The organism is Sulfitobacter sp. IGS-18, from assembly GCF_059628195.1.
This window is the reverse complement of sequence record NZ_CM184556.1, coordinates 2,039,765-2,053,066: the sequence shown is the minus strand read 5'-3', so window position 1 is coordinate 2,053,066 and position 13,302 is coordinate 2,039,765. Positions and strand designations below refer to the sequence as shown.

The window sequence follows — 13,302 nt, the reverse complement described above, 5'->3', positions numbered from 1 at the left end:
TTTCCTCGTTGGTTTCGGGCGACGCGCCAGGCACGTGCGGTCTGTTGTCGGTTCAGATCGGTCGATATGTCGTGGGCTCGCCCACGCGGAAGCCGAATTTCTCCGGCTGCGCGATGCGTTCGGAATGACCCAGAAAAAGAATGCCGTCAGGGCGCAGCAGCTGATGCATGCGCGGCCAGAGCCTGCATTGTGTTTCAAGATCGAAATAGATCACGACATTTCTGCAGAAAACCACGTCGAACTGGCTGCGCATCGGCCATTCCCTGAGCAGGTTCAAAGGGTTGTACCTGATCATTCTCTTGATGTCTGAATGCGCGGCATATCCCGCCTCTCCACCGGCACCGGCGCTCTGACGGGTGAAGTACCGCGCGCGCATCTCATCGGATACACCGCTCATCAGCCGGTCGGGGTATATCCCTTCGCGGGCGAAATTGATCACGGTGGAATCGATGTCGGTCGCGAGAATGCGCAGATCGAGCTTGTGCATATCAGGCGCATGATCCAGCAGGGTCATGGCGATCGACAGAGGTTCCTGTCCCTTCGAACAGCCGGCCGACCAGATGCGCAGGCATCCACCGGCGCGCAGCTCGGGCAGACGTTTCGCCACCAGCTTGCCCAGCGTGTCGAAATGATGGCTTTCGCGAAAGAAATGCGAGACATTTGTGGTCAGCGCGGAAATCAGATGCTGGTGTTCTTCCCGCCCATCCTCCGACTGGAGATAGGAGCAATAGGCGGCGAAATCCGACAGGCCAAGATTGCGCAACCTGTGGCGCAGGCGTGACTGGATCATCGTCGCTTTCTTGTCGGCCAGGATCAGGCCGCTTTCCCGGTACGCCAGATCCGCGATGGCGCGAAAGCTGTCGGGATCCAGCGTTGTCGAGGTCAGCCGGGGCGCGTTCATGCGGCCAGGCCTTCGCCCACGTTGATGGTCGCACCCAGGTCAAGGACCCGGATCATCCGGTCGTCGATCAGGGTCAGCGCGCTGACCACACCGCCGCCACCGGCGGAGCCGTCCGGCGGCGGTTGCAGATCGTCGGAGGTGAGCGCGATGATGTCCGAGACCGCATCGACCAGCAGGCCGGTCATGCATTCGTCATGTTTCACCACGATGATCACGGCGCGGTCGCTTTGGGCGCGCGGCGGCAGGCCCAGGCGTTCGGCCAGGTCCATCACGGGCAGGACCGTGCCGCGCAGGTTGATCACCCCTTTCATGTAATGCGGCGCCTGGGGCAGCGGGGTGGCGCGGGTCCAGCCCCGGATTTCGCGCACGGACATGATATCAAGGGAATATTCCTGCTCGGCCAATTGGAACGTCAGCAGTTCGATGCTGCTTGTCGGATTCGTTTCGGTCATGCGATGGCTCCTTCGGCGCGGGTCTGGGGTGCCACGGTCAGATGCGCGGACATGGCGTTGGAAATGATGTCGGAGGGGTCGAGGATCAGGGCGATCTGGCCATCCCCGAGGATCGTCGCGGCGGCAATGCCGGGGGCGCGATGAAAGCTCTCGTCGAGCCCCTTGATCACGACCTGCCGCTGATCGACGATATTGTCGATCATCAGGGCGGCATTGCTGCCGTCTTCCTGGCCGATCAGCAGCACAACGGCGCCGGTCATATCCTCAAGCGGGGCGCGATAGCCCAATGCGCCGCCAAGATCCAGCAACGGTACAAAACCGCTGCGCACCCGCACGACGTTTCTGCCCGGGCGCAACATCTGGACATCGCCGGCCTCCAGCGTGAGGGTTTCGACAACAACATTCAGCGGCAGGACCAGGGTTTCATCCGCCACCTCGACCACCATGCCATCGAGCACCGCAAGCGTGAGCGGCAGCGAGATCGAGAATGTCGTGCCCTCGCCAGGATGCGAGGTGGTCGTGATACGCCCGCCAAGGGCCTGGATCGCGGTGCGGACCACATCCATGCCCACGCCACGGCCCGAGAGGTCAGAGACCTTGTCCGCCGTGGAAAAACCGGGCATGAACAACAGGTTATCAATTTCCGTATCGCTCAGCACCGCGTCTGGGGGGATCAACCCCTTGTCGATGGCAAGCTGTTGCACCTTGGGTCGGTTGATCCCGGCACCATCGTCGGAAATCTCGATGATCACCCGGCCCGAGCGATGGGCGGCAGACAGGTTGACCTGGCCCTGTTCGGGTTTTCCCGCCGCGAGGCGGGCGGATTTGCTTTCCAACCCGTGATCCACCGCGTTGCGGATCATATGGGTCAGCGGGTCGGCCAGCCGTTCGATCACGGTCTTGTCGACTTCGGTGTCTTCGCCGTGAACAATCAGGCGCACATCCTTGTCCACCGCACCGGAGGCTTCGCGGACGATGCGCGACATGCGCTGGAACAGCGATTTCACGGGCTGCGCGCGGATCATCATGACCGAATCCTGGATGTCGCGGGTCAGGCGTTGGAATTCCTCAAGCCCGTTCATGGCGTCGGAGTGCGGCGAAAGCCCCGATTGCTCCAGACTTTGGCTGAGCATCGCCTGGTTGATCACCAGTTCGCCAACCAGATTGACCAGCCGTTCGATCCTGTCGATATCGACCCGCACAACGGTCTTGGCTGCTGGCGGTGCCTGCGCGGCGGGTTTGGGCGGGGCCGGTGCGGGTTTTACCGCGGGTTCCTTTTCCTGCTCCGGCAGTGGTTCGGGGGCAGCGAGCCCCTCGGGTGTCTGAGGCACCTCGGCCTCAGCCGCTTCTGGCATTTCCGGCGCTGTGGGCTCCGCCGCTGCGATGACGGTGCCCGGAGGTTCGGCATCGGCATCGGCATCGGATATGATGTCAAGGCGGCACAATCCTTCCACAAATTCGAAGATCGAGGCGATTTCCGCCTCTTCGGCTTCGGTTTCAAGCGTGATGTCCCAGGTCAGATGAGGAACCTCGGGAACCAGTTGCGCAAGCTCCGGGACCGCCGAGGTGTCGCAGGTCACATGCATCTCACCCAGCGCCTGAAGGTTGCGCAGCAGCAATGCCGGTTCGTTACCGGTCTCGAAAAGCTCCGCCGTCGGGGTGAACCGGATCCGGTAGTGTCGCCTGTCGGGTTCATCCAGCCCGGGCAGGGGGGGCAAGGGCGGCAGGTCCTCAAGATCGGCAAGGTCCGGGCCGTCACCGCCGTCGGTGCCGAGGTCCAGCGAGATGCCCATCGGCTTGAAATCAATCTCTTCTTCCGGCGCATCGGCGAGTTCGTCACTGTCGCCCAGAAATGCGCTCAGGGCTTCAAGCAGCGCTTGTGTGCGTTCCTCCGGGGCGGGCAGGTTGTCACGGCTGATCCGCACCAGATCAGACAGATGGTCCGCCGCCTGATAAAAGACCTTGAGCGCCTCCGGCGTGACCGTCAGCCTTTCGGCGCGGACTTCATCCAGGACGGTTTCATAGCGGTGTGCAAAGCGCACCAGGAATTCCAGCCCAAAGGCGCCGGCGCCGCCCTTGATGGAATGGACCGCGCGAAAGACGATATTGATGGTTTCGCTGTCGTCGGCACCGTCATCCATGATCTGGAGGCCATCCTGCAGGGATTCCAGCAGTTCCTCGCATTCGATGAAGAAGGAGGCGCGGATCTCTGCCATGGGATCGTTCTGTTCACTCATCTCATCGACCCCCTCAACTTGCGATCATCTGCAGGGCCTTGACCAGTTTCTCAGGGTCAAAGGGTTTCACGATCCAGCCGGTCGCCCCGGCGGCACGGGCGCGCTGTTTCAGCTCTGGCGCGGCTTCGGTTGTCAGCACCAGGATCGGCGTCGCGCGGTGCCTGTCCTGACCGCGCACGGCGTCGATGAAGCCGAACCCGTCCATGCGGGGCATGTTGATGTCGGTGATGATGGCGTCGGGTTCGATGCCATCCAGCACCTCGACACCATGCACGCCGTCATCGGCGGTATGGACGGTGAAACCGGCGGGCAGCAGGGCCAGGCGGATCATGTCGCGCATCGTGCGGCTGTCGTCGACGGCAAGTATTTCCAGGCTCATTCCTGCCCCTCCACTATGGTTTCGGGGGACATGCCCATGGCCGTCATCTGGGCCAGCACCTTGTCGGGCACATTGACCAGATGCAGCGCGGCACCAGCCGCGCGCAGCGATCTGGCGGCGGAGACAAGAACCTGAAGGCAAAGGGCCCCCAATTGGGTCACCTCCGCCATGTCCAGGGTGACATCCTGACCGGCGCGGGCCATGAGGGCGGCATGCAGGCCAGCGGCCTGCGTCACATTCAGCCGACTTTCCGGGATCAACGGCTCAGCCATCTTGGGACTGGCCCTGCAAGGGGTGAGCAGACTTCATCACGCAACTCCAGTTCAGCTTTGTCAGCCCGGTGTAGCGTGCGGTCCGTTAATTCTGCGTTACATTGCGCGCCCTGCGCAGGATTTCCCTGAGACCCGCATGAAAAAGCCCCGTGGAGGGTGCCACGGAGCCTTGAATGTCATGGGATCAGCAAGCGCGCCTCAGCGGCGGCGGCGTCCGCCGGTACGCCCGGCTCGGCCGCGCCCCTCGTGGCCCGCTTTCGGGGCCTGCTTGTTGAATTCGATCCATGCGCCGCCATGCGGGTCGCGGTTGAACAGGAAATTCGCCGCCCGGATCGCTTCCATTTCCTTGCCCGGACGCGGCAGCGAAGAGCCCATGCCGAAAAGCTGCACGAATACTTCGTCATCCATGCCTTCCGGCAGAATCACGCCCAGCGCTTCCAGCTCGGCCTTTTTCTCGGCGATCTTGGTCTGGTTCACGGGCAGGGCCACCGGGTTCATGATGGCAGAGGTCATGCCGGCGCCCATCGCCATCGGCAGGAAGGCGTTGTTGATGCCGTGACGGTTGGGCAGGCCGAAAGAGATGTTGGAGGCACCGCAGGTGGTGTTCACGCCCAGTTCCTCGCGCAGGCGGCGCACCAGGGTAAAGACCTGATGGCCCGCCGTCGCCATGGCGCCGATGGGCATGACCAGTGGGTCCACCACGATGTCATGGGCCGGGATGCCGAAATCGGCGGCGCGTTCCACGATCTTCTTGGCCACGGCAAAGCGGACCTCGGGGTCTTCGGAAATGCCGGTGTCATCGTTGGAGATTGCCACCACCGGCACGTTGTATTTCTTGACCAGCGGCAGGACCAGTTCCAGACGCTCTTCCTCGCCGGTGACCGAGTTCAGCAGCGGGCGGCCTTCGCAGGCCTGCAGGCCGTTCTCAAGCGCGCCGGGCACGGAGCTGTCGATACAGATCGGACAGTCGGTCACGGCCTGCACCCGCTTGATCATCTCGGGCATCAGCATCGGCTCGACAAAGTTGTTGTCGGCATAGCGCGGATCTTCGGCCATCTTGTTGGAAAAGACCGCGCCTGAATTGACGTCCAGAATGTTCGCACCCGCCGCGACCTGCGCCACCGCATCGGCTTCGACACGAGAGAAATCGCCGCGCTCCAGTTCTTCGGCCAAGATCTTGCGGCCTGTGGGGTTGATCCGTTCGCCGATGACGCAAAACGGCTCGTCAAAGCCGATGATGGCGGTCTTGGTCTTGGATTCGACAACGGTACGGGTCATGAAAAGGTCCTTTGTTCGGCGTTATTCGGCGTTTGCGGGGGCAGCGGCGTCGCCCCCGTTCTGGATGGCCCAGTTGGCATTGGTCTTGATGCCACCAAGCGGGAAGAAATGCACATGGCTGATGTTGAATTCGGGGTTCTCGGCCTTGTGACGGGCCAGTTCGGTCACAACATCGGTCGGCTCATAGGGCAGCAGCAGCTTGGTCACATCCATCGCGCGTTTCTGCAGGACCTTGAGCGAGGGGCCGACGCCGCAGGCGATGGCGAATTTGATCAGGGTCTGCAGCTTGGCAGGCCCCGCGATGCCGATGTGGATCGGCAGGGTGATGCCCGCGTATTTCAGGCTGTCGGCCCATTCGATGATCGGCTGCGCCTCAAAGGCGAATTGCGTGGCGATGGCCATCTTCGCATCGGTCCGGCTCTGGAAGTCGTTCTTCCAGCGCAGCGCCTCGTCCACCCGCAGGCGGGTGCCGTCGGTGTCGATGTCGCGGTTGCCTTCGGGATGGCCCGCGACATGCAGGCGTTCAAAGCCTGCCTCGTCGAAGAGACCGGTTTCCATCAGCTGCATGGAGTCGCTGAAATCGCCGTGCGGGGTGGTCACGCCACCGGCCAGCAGCAGCGCCTGTTTCACATCGGCTTCGCCCTGGTACATGGCGATCCAGTTCGCCAGTGTCGCCCGGTCCTTGATGATGCGCGCGGGAAAGTGCGGCATGACCTTGTAACCATCGGCGTTCAGGCGTTTGGCCGTGGCCACCATGTCCTCGATCGGGGTGCCTTCGATATGGGCGATATAGACGCGGGTGCCTGCGGGCAGCAGATCGCGGAAATCCTCGACCTTCTCGGCGGTGCGGGGCATCACCTCGATGGAGTAATCTTGCAGGAACGCCTCGACTTCTGGGCTGTTTGTGGGCGCCTGGGGCGCTTCCTTGCGGCGGAAGTTCAGCAAAGACATGATGTTATCCTTGAACATGGGGCGGCCCTCAGGCCCAGCCGTCGTTGGCGATCAGCGCTTTGATCCGGTCCTTGTCGTATTCGGTGTCCAGGCGGGCGGCCTCAGCGTCGGCCACGGCGTCGGGGTCTCCTTCAACCTCGTAAGGATCGGCTTTGCGCCACTCAGCGAGATAGGCATCGGTGTCTTCGGCTCCCACTTTCATGGCGGCACGGTCGATGGCCTGCTCAAAGCGTTCCGGCAACTGGCGTTTGGAGCCACGACGGCCCTTGCCGACGATCACCTGTGCGGGGATGTCGCGCCAATATACGATCGTGACGTCCGGCATGGGTGATTCCTCCGTTGCGCTTTGTGGCCTTCTATCGGCAGTCGCGTCTTTCCCGTCGTCGTTTTTCGACAATCGGGACCCCATCCGCGACCTGCGCCTTGTAGCCTGCCGGCGCGTGCAGGGCGAGGGGCAGGGGTACTCATAATTCTCAACAAGGTTGTGAGGTTTGCTGCATGGAGCGGGACAGCGTGGCAGCCGCACGCAGTGGCATTGCCAGATATCTGGCTTTCTACAACACGAGAAGACCGCATTCATCGCTGGACGGGCCAGCGCCTGATCAGGCATAGCACATCAAGGCGCAACCAATCCCGGTCGCCCGACTATCGGGTGAAGCCATGGATGGTTACCCTGACCCTGCCGCGTTAACATGCTGATCAACAGCAAAACCATCATCAGTTTTCAGCATAAACCGACAGTGCTTTGCAGCAAGCGCCGACTTAGCTGCGCAAGCCAATCGACAGGATTGCTGTCCTTGCTTCCGAATCCAAACCTTCGCGCAGATCGCAGCGACGGGCGGGAAAGAGCCTTTTCCGCTACCCTCGCGCGGAATCAAGGCCGCAGGCCGCCGCGCATCGCCGGGCCGTCCCCTGGCACGGCGATTTGGTTGCTGTTAGGCCTGACAGACGGGTAGAATGTGCTTGGCTACCATAAAGTGCCAGTCACCAAGGTCGGGTCGCCGCACCACGGCCCGTCAATGCGCGGCTCGACGTTTTGTTGCGAACGGCAGCAATGTCTGCTCAGCAGCTATTCGTCAGCTTGTCGATGAAGGTGCGCGTTCAAAATGACTATGCCGACCGGGCGTGTCGATCCAGGCTGACTGGCTATGTTGAAAATCCCGGATCATGGCTGTTGGATTGCGTGATCACCAGCACTAAAATACCGGGATGAACGATAAACCTCAATCCTACGTCCTGTGCAGCAACCCGCGCAGCGGCACCACGCTGCTGTGCAACATGCTGGCGCAAACCGGCGTTGCGGGGCGGCCGGATTCGTTCTTTGGCGCGCAGCATCTGGCCGACTGGTGCGCCGATTGGGGCATCACCGAAGCTGTTGACCCGGATGATGCGCATTTTACCGAAAAATATTTCGCTGCCATGCGCCGCGAAGGGCAGGGCGGCACCGCGCTGTTCGGTCTGCGGCTGATGGGGCCTGATCTGGGCTCGGCCTGCGCCTGGCTGGGCCGCAGGCACCCCGGCCTGCCCGATGACGCCGCCCGCTTTGCCGCCGCGTTCGGACCGGTCCGCTTCATCTATCTCAGCCGCACGGACAAGCTGGCAGAGGCGGTGTCCTTTCTCAGGGCCGAACAGAGCGGGCTCTGGCACAGCCGCCCCGATGGCAGCGCGCTTGAGGAACTGCCGCCTGCCGGGCCACCGGGCTATGATGCAGCAGCGCTCACCCGGCGCATCACCGAATTGCAGGCGCTGGATGCGGCCTGGCCCGTCTGGTTTGACGCCAATGGCATTGCGCCGCTGCGGCTGAGCTATGAAAACCTGTCGGAAGCCCCGCAAAAGACGCTTGCGCAGGTGCTGGCGTTCATCGGTCTTGACCCGGGGTGCGCCGCGGATATCACCCCCGGCACCCGCAAGCTCGCAGATGCCACCAGCGCCGCCTGGATCGCGCGCTACAGGGCCGAGGCGGGCCGCGCCTGACAGCAACGCGGCATCCCGAGACAGTTGCTAGGTCGTGTTGACATTCATTGTCGCCCACCCGTTTCAGTCCAAAATTGCTCAGTTCCAGGCAAGAGAGCGCAGGAATAGCCAGCTATTTCAAGCTCTCTTAACGCAGAAATGGGCAATTTTGGCGAAACCCCTGCGGGGCGCGGCGGATTTTGCCTCTGCCATCCCGGATGTTCGCTTCCAATGATCACATTGCTGCGCTCACATCAGGGCGCCAGCGGCAAAATCCGTCTCGCGCGGGTGGGCGACAATGAATGTCAACACGACCTAGCCCTTGCGCAGGGACGGCGCAGGGATTAGCCTGTCATCAACTCGTTATACAAGGCGCGAACACCATGGCGCCACAGCGTCCCAAAGGTGCGGGCGCGCTCGACAAAGGATACCAACCGGCTCTGAGCCCCGCGCCAGTTACGCCCGGTTCGACCGAGCTTTATGCCGCGCTCGATCTGGGTACAAATAGCTGCCGCATGCTGATCGCCCAGCCCAAGGGCAGCGGTTTTCATGTGGTCGACAGTTTTTCCAAATCCGTCCAGCTTGGCGCGGGTCTGGAGAAAACCGGGCGTTTGTCGCGCGGGTCCATGTCGCGCACCATACAGGCCCTGCGCATCTGTCAGCAGAAATTGCGCCGCAACAAGGTCAGGCGCATGCGTCTGGTCGCGACCGAGGCCTGCCGCCGGGCGCTGAACGGTGCCGATTTCATGAAGCGCATCCAGCGCGAGACCGGTCTGCGGCTGGACATCATCAAACCCGAGGAAGAGGCGCGGCTGGCGGTGATTTCCTGCGCCCCGCTTGTCAACCGCAAGACGGAGAACCTGCTGGTGGTCGACATCGGCGGCGGCTCGACCGAACTGGTCTGGATCGACATCTCCAAGGTGCCGCGCAAGGACCGCGCGCAATCCATCATGCGCCTGCACACCGGGTTCCAGCAGGCGGTATCCGACATCCCCGCCGCGCGGGTGGTGGACTGGATCAGCGTGCCGCTGGGTGTGGCCACCCTGCGCGACCAGTTCTCCGATGTGGAGGACGATGCCGCGCGTTTCGCCCTGATGAGCTGGTTTTTCGAGGAGAACCTGACCGATTTCACCCCGTACCAATCGGCCCAGCCGCAGGAGAATTTCCAGATTGTCGGCACCTCGGGCACCGTCACGACGGTTGCGGCCAGCCATCTGGGGTTGAAGCGTTATGACCGGACCAAGGTGGACGGGCTGCGCATGACCTCGGACCAGATCGACCGGGTGATCCATTCCTACCTTGCGATGGGGCCGGGCGGAAGGCGCGCCGATCCGCGCATCGGGCAGGACCGGTCCGCCCTGATCATGTCGGGCGCCGCGATCCTGCAGGCACTGATGCGGTGCTGGCCCACCGACCGGATGTCGGTCGCCGACAGGGGCCTGCGCGAAGGGTTGCTCTATGCCCAGATGAGCGCGGATGGGGTGCTGGAGGACGGCGCCTACTGAGAGCATTGAAGCATGGTCTGCTTCATGATCGTGCAACCGGCGCCGCTGCCACGCCTGCCCCCGAAAGGCGGGCGTGAGGGTGACCCGGCGCAGCCACTGGGCGTGCCGCCAGCCGGGTCCGTTTCGTCCGGGTCAGCTGCCCGAGACCAGCATTTCGGCAAAACCGCCAAAGATCATGCGCTTGCCATCGAAAGGCAGTTCCATCTCGGGCTCTTCCGACATCATCTTGCCCCAACCGGCATCGCGGACTTCTTTCGAAGGCCAGATGATCCAACCGGCGGTCACCGCCTCTCCCTCCTCCAGCTTGACCGCCATCGGCAGGGAGGTCAGCTTGCCATCGTTCACGTCATCCCCCCAGAGATCCACGACCTGCGTGGCACCATATCCGAGGATCATGGCATGTGACGCCTTGAGGAACGCGTCATAATCCGCGCGTTTTTCCGCAGATACAGGGGCAAGGAAAATATCGTAATAGGCCATTGGATGCTCCGTTCAGAATGGTTATGTTCAAATAAAGACCTACATGGTTCAAAAAAACAACCACCAGAATTTGATCAACAACCAGGCAAGCGGAATGGCGCGCAAGAAACCCTATGACGACGGCTGTGCAACAGCCCATGCGCTGGAGCTTGTCGGCGAACGCTGGGCGTTGCTGATCGTGCGTGAACTGGTGCCGGGGCCGCTTCGCTTTTCCGACATCAAGGCGGCGCTGCCCGGCATCAGCTCCAATATCCTCAGCACCCGGCTTGCGGATCTGGAACACGACCACATCATCACCCGGCGCGGCTTGCCACATCCGGCCAATACCACCGTCTATGCCCTGACCGACTGGGGCGCGGCGCTGAAACCGCTGATCATGGAACTGGGCCGCTGGGCGGTGCGCTCGCCGCAGATGGCGGGGGGCAGGCCGATGAGTGCCGCATCGGTCGGCATGTCGTTCGAAACCATGTTCGACCCGGCGCGGGCAGGGGATGTTCAGATGGTGGTTCAGCTTGATCTTGACGGCCGGCCACAGGTGCTGCGCATTTCGGAGGGGCGGCTTTGCGTCAAGGCCGGCACGGCACCGGCGGCGGACCTGCACCTGTCCGGTGACCCCACCGCGCTGGCCGCTGTGGTTTACGGCGGCCTCGCACCCGAGGCGGCAGAGGGGCTGCAGGTCACCGGCGACCCTGCGCTGCTGCGCCGCTTTGCCAGCTTCTTTGTGCTGCCGGCACCGGTTCCGCGCGGCTGACCTCTGGTGAAAACCGCGCAAAGCCTTTATGGGTGGCGTGAAACTCGGATTGGTAGCATGGCAAAGACACCCTCGGGCAAGAACACCTCAGGTCGCGGACAGCGCGAGCTCAAGGTCAAGGTCAAATCCGCGCGCGGGCGCAAGCTCAGCTCCACCCGCTGGCTGCAACGGCAGCTGAACGACCCCTACGTGAAGCGGGCGCAGGCCGAAGGCTATCGCGGGCGCGCGGCCTACAAGATCATGGAACTGGACGACAAGTACCGCTTTCTGGTGCCGGGGGCGCGTATCGTTGATCTGGGCGCGGCACCCGGCGGCTGGTGCCAGGTTGCGGTCAAACGGTGCAACGTGCTGGGGGAGCGGTCCGACAAACAGGTCGGCACGATCCTGGGCATTGACCTGCAAGAGATGGAGCCGATCGCGGGCTGCGAGCTGCATGTGCTTGATTTCATGGCAGATGATGCGGATCTGCAGGTCAAGGATTGGCTCGGCGGCAAGGCCGATGTGGTGATGTCGGACATGGCGGCCAGCAGTTCGGGGCACAAGCAGACCGACCATTTGCGGATCATCGCCCTGTGCGAAGCGGCAGCCTATTTCGCCTTTGACGTGCTGGAAGAGGGCGGCACCTTTGTCGCCAAGGTGCTGGCAGGCGGTGCCGAAGGGGACTTGCAGAAACTGCTCAAGCAGCGCTTTGCCAAGGTGGCCAACATCAAACCCCCGGCCAGCCGGTCCGACAGTTCGGAAAAATTTGTCGTGGCGACGGGGTTCAAGGGGCAGATTTGATCGGGTGAGCCCCTTCAAGCCCCGCGTGACGCTGCCTTGCCGGATTTCATTTACCCAAGTTTAAACACTGCAGGCTAGCTTCCGCAGGGCTGGCCCGGTCTATCCGTATCGGGCGTTTGATCAAGGATGCCCTCATGTTTCTGCGTTCAACCTGTTTGTCGCTGTCGATCCTGACAGCAACCCTTTGCCATGCCGCAGAGGTGCCACCGGCCATGGCCGATTACATCGCCGGCGATCTGGCAAGCTGGATCAATGCGCCCCGGATCGTCGCCGCGGTGCTGGACCAGAATGGCCGTCACGCCGGGTTGAGCGCTGCCGACATCGAGGCGATGGATACCGCCTGGCGCGGGCAGGTGGGCGTCGCCGACGCGCCGGTGATCGCCCCGGTGCTGAACAATCCGCTGTCCGATTTCCTGCGCGCGCAGGTGGCGCTTGCAGAGGGGCGCATCACCGAGGCATTTGTCATGGACAACCGCGGTCTGAATGTCGCGACCAGCGCGGTGACATCGGACTATTGGCAAGGCGATGAAGCCAAGTTTCAAAAGACATTCGGCGCAGGTGCCGGGGCCGTTTTTGTCGATGAGATCGAGTTGGACGAAAGCACCCAGACCTATCAGGGGCAGGTTTCCTTTACCCTCACGGACCCTGCGAGCGGCGAGGTGATCGGCGCGGTCACAATTGGTCTGGCCGCCAGCGCCTTTTACTGAGAATGCCGCGCATTTCCCCAGGGGTGCCGGTTGCCGCCGCCGGGTCCCGGGCTTTCAGGGATGCAATTGCTGCGTCCCTGAACCGGCTGGCGCTGGCGTCGTCCAGCAGCGGAATGCGATGGCGCTTTGCGGCCTGCACGGCATCACCCGCCCGCAGCAACTGCCGGTGCAACTCGAAAAGTCTGGCCCGTCCGGACGATATCTGATCATGAACCTTTGTCATGCCTGCGCCTTTGTTTCTGGCGCGATCATTGCAATGCGATAGGGCCCTTAGTTTGGCGCAGGCGCGGCAGCTTCGCGCTTTCATTGTGCGGGGTCTGGTCCTCTAGCCGGGAATTCCTGACCCGAATGGCAAGCGGTTGCGACCATAGCGGACCTGCGGCGCGGTGTGGGTCAAAGTCGGCAGAGCGGACAAAATTGCCGTTTGCTGCGAAACGTCAAGCTGCGCATCGACGGGCCGTGGTGCGGCGATCCGACCTCAGTGACTGGCACTTAATGGCAGCCAAGCACATCCTACATAACGATGTGGCATAACAGCAGCCAAATCGCCGTGCCAGGGGACGGCCCGGCGATGCGCGGCGGCCTGCGGCCTTGATTCCGCGCGAGGGAAAGCGGAAAGGTCTCTTCCCGGACCTCCACTGCGACAGCCGTGAACA

General features: G+C 62.6%; 14 protein-coding genes and 1 pseudogene. 6 read left to right on the top strand and 9 right to left on the bottom strand.

Annotated features, from left to right (window positions below):
* Positions 1 to 52: 52 nt before the first annotated feature.
* The 8 genes from ACWNZ3_RS09925 to ACWNZ3_RS09890 all read right to left on the bottom strand — a co-directional run bounded on the left by ACWNZ3_RS09925 (position 53) and on the right by ACWNZ3_RS09890 (position 6,795).
* Positions 53 to 901 (bottom strand): CheR family methyltransferase, encoded by an 849-nt coding sequence (locus ACWNZ3_RS09925; RefSeq protein ID WP_496899847.1) that lies wholly within the window; start codon positions 899 to 901, stop codon positions 53 to 55.
* Positions 898 to 1,353, bottom strand: coding sequence for a chemotaxis protein CheW (locus ACWNZ3_RS09920; RefSeq protein WP_269367858.1), 456 nt, complete (start codon positions 1,351 to 1,353; stop codon positions 898 to 900). Before ACWNZ3_RS09920 ends, ACWNZ3_RS09925 begins: the two co-directional genes overlap by 4 nt.
* Positions 1,350 to 3,590, bottom strand: a complete 2,241-nt coding sequence (locus ACWNZ3_RS09915; protein ID WP_496899846.1) for a chemotaxis protein CheA — start codon at positions 3,588 to 3,590, stop codon at positions 1,350 to 1,352. The genes ACWNZ3_RS09920 and ACWNZ3_RS09915 overlap by 4 nt, the downstream gene beginning before the upstream one ends.
* A gap of 13 nt (positions 3,591 to 3,603) precedes the next feature.
* Positions 3,604 to 3,969, bottom strand: a complete 366-nt coding sequence (locus tag ACWNZ3_RS09910; RefSeq protein ID WP_114277159.1) for a response regulator — start codon at positions 3,967 to 3,969, stop codon at positions 3,604 to 3,606.
* Positions 3,966 to 4,241, bottom strand: a complete 276-nt coding sequence (locus ACWNZ3_RS09905) for an STAS domain-containing protein (RefSeq protein ID WP_269367860.1) — start codon at positions 4,239 to 4,241, stop codon at positions 3,966 to 3,968. The genes ACWNZ3_RS09910 and ACWNZ3_RS09905 overlap by 4 nt, the downstream gene beginning before the upstream one ends.
* A gap of 198 nt (positions 4,242 to 4,439) precedes the next feature.
* Positions 4,440 to 5,519: a methyltetrahydrofolate cobalamin methyltransferase gene (locus ACWNZ3_RS09900; RefSeq protein ID WP_274578124.1), complete on the bottom strand. Its 1,080-nt coding sequence runs from the start codon at positions 5,517 to 5,519 to the stop codon at positions 4,440 to 4,442.
* Positions 5,520 to 5,540: 21 nt separating this feature from the next.
* Positions 5,541 to 6,470 carry a methylenetetrahydrofolate reductase gene (locus ACWNZ3_RS09895; RefSeq protein WP_496899845.1) on the bottom strand — a complete coding sequence of 310 codons (930 nt, stop codon included), beginning with the start codon at positions 6,468 to 6,470 and terminating at the stop codon, positions 5,541 to 5,543.
* Positions 6,471 to 6,498: 28 nt separating this feature from the next.
* Positions 6,499 to 6,795 (bottom strand): virulence factor, encoded by a 297-nt coding sequence (locus ACWNZ3_RS09890; protein WP_114277156.1) that lies wholly within the window; start codon positions 6,793 to 6,795, stop codon positions 6,499 to 6,501.
* A 185-nt stretch (positions 6,796 to 6,980) separates the two neighbouring features.
* On the opposite strand from ACWNZ3_RS09890, the pseudogene ACWNZ3_RS09885 reads away from it, so the two are divergent.
* The 3 genes and pseudogenes from ACWNZ3_RS09885 to ACWNZ3_RS09875 all read left to right on the top strand — a co-directional run.
* Positions 6,981 to 7,082 (top strand): annotated as a pseudogene (locus tag ACWNZ3_RS09885) (integrase core domain-containing protein); the annotation flags it as partial.
* A 597-nt stretch (positions 7,083 to 7,679) separates the two neighbouring features.
* Positions 7,680 to 8,444 (top strand): Stf0 family sulfotransferase, encoded by a 765-nt coding sequence (locus ACWNZ3_RS09880; RefSeq protein ID WP_496899844.1) that lies wholly within the window; start codon positions 7,680 to 7,682, stop codon positions 8,442 to 8,444.
* A gap of 362 nt (positions 8,445 to 8,806) precedes the next feature.
* Positions 8,807 to 9,928 carry a Ppx/GppA phosphatase family protein gene (locus ACWNZ3_RS09875; protein WP_496899843.1) on the top strand — a complete coding sequence of 374 codons (1,122 nt, stop codon included), beginning with the start codon at positions 8,807 to 8,809 and terminating at the stop codon, positions 9,926 to 9,928.
* A 132-nt stretch (positions 9,929 to 10,060) separates the two neighbouring features.
* Here ACWNZ3_RS09875 and ACWNZ3_RS09870 read toward each other — a convergent pair whose 3' ends face one another.
* Positions 10,061 to 10,408 carry a DUF1428 domain-containing protein gene (locus ACWNZ3_RS09870; protein WP_269366143.1) on the bottom strand — a complete coding sequence of 116 codons (348 nt, stop codon included), beginning with the start codon at positions 10,406 to 10,408 and terminating at the stop codon, positions 10,061 to 10,063.
* A gap of 94 nt (positions 10,409 to 10,502) precedes the next feature.
* Between ACWNZ3_RS09870 and ACWNZ3_RS09865 the strand changes: the two genes are divergently transcribed.
* From ACWNZ3_RS09865 to ACWNZ3_RS09855, 3 genes are all read left to right on the top strand, one after another.
* Positions 10,503 to 11,159, top strand: coding sequence for a winged helix-turn-helix transcriptional regulator (locus ACWNZ3_RS09865; RefSeq protein WP_496899842.1), 657 nt, complete (start codon positions 10,503 to 10,505; stop codon positions 11,157 to 11,159).
* 57 nt (positions 11,160 to 11,216) lie between these two features.
* Complete coding sequence (locus ACWNZ3_RS09860) at positions 11,217 to 11,939, top strand: RlmE family RNA methyltransferase (RefSeq protein ID WP_496899841.1); 723 nt, start codon at positions 11,217 to 11,219, stop codon at positions 11,937 to 11,939.
* Positions 11,940 to 12,073: 134 nt separating this feature from the next.
* Positions 12,074 to 12,646 (top strand): hypothetical protein, encoded by a 573-nt coding sequence (locus ACWNZ3_RS09855; protein WP_496899840.1) that lies wholly within the window; start codon positions 12,074 to 12,076, stop codon positions 12,644 to 12,646.
* Positions 12,647 to 13,302: the final 656 nt, after the last annotated feature.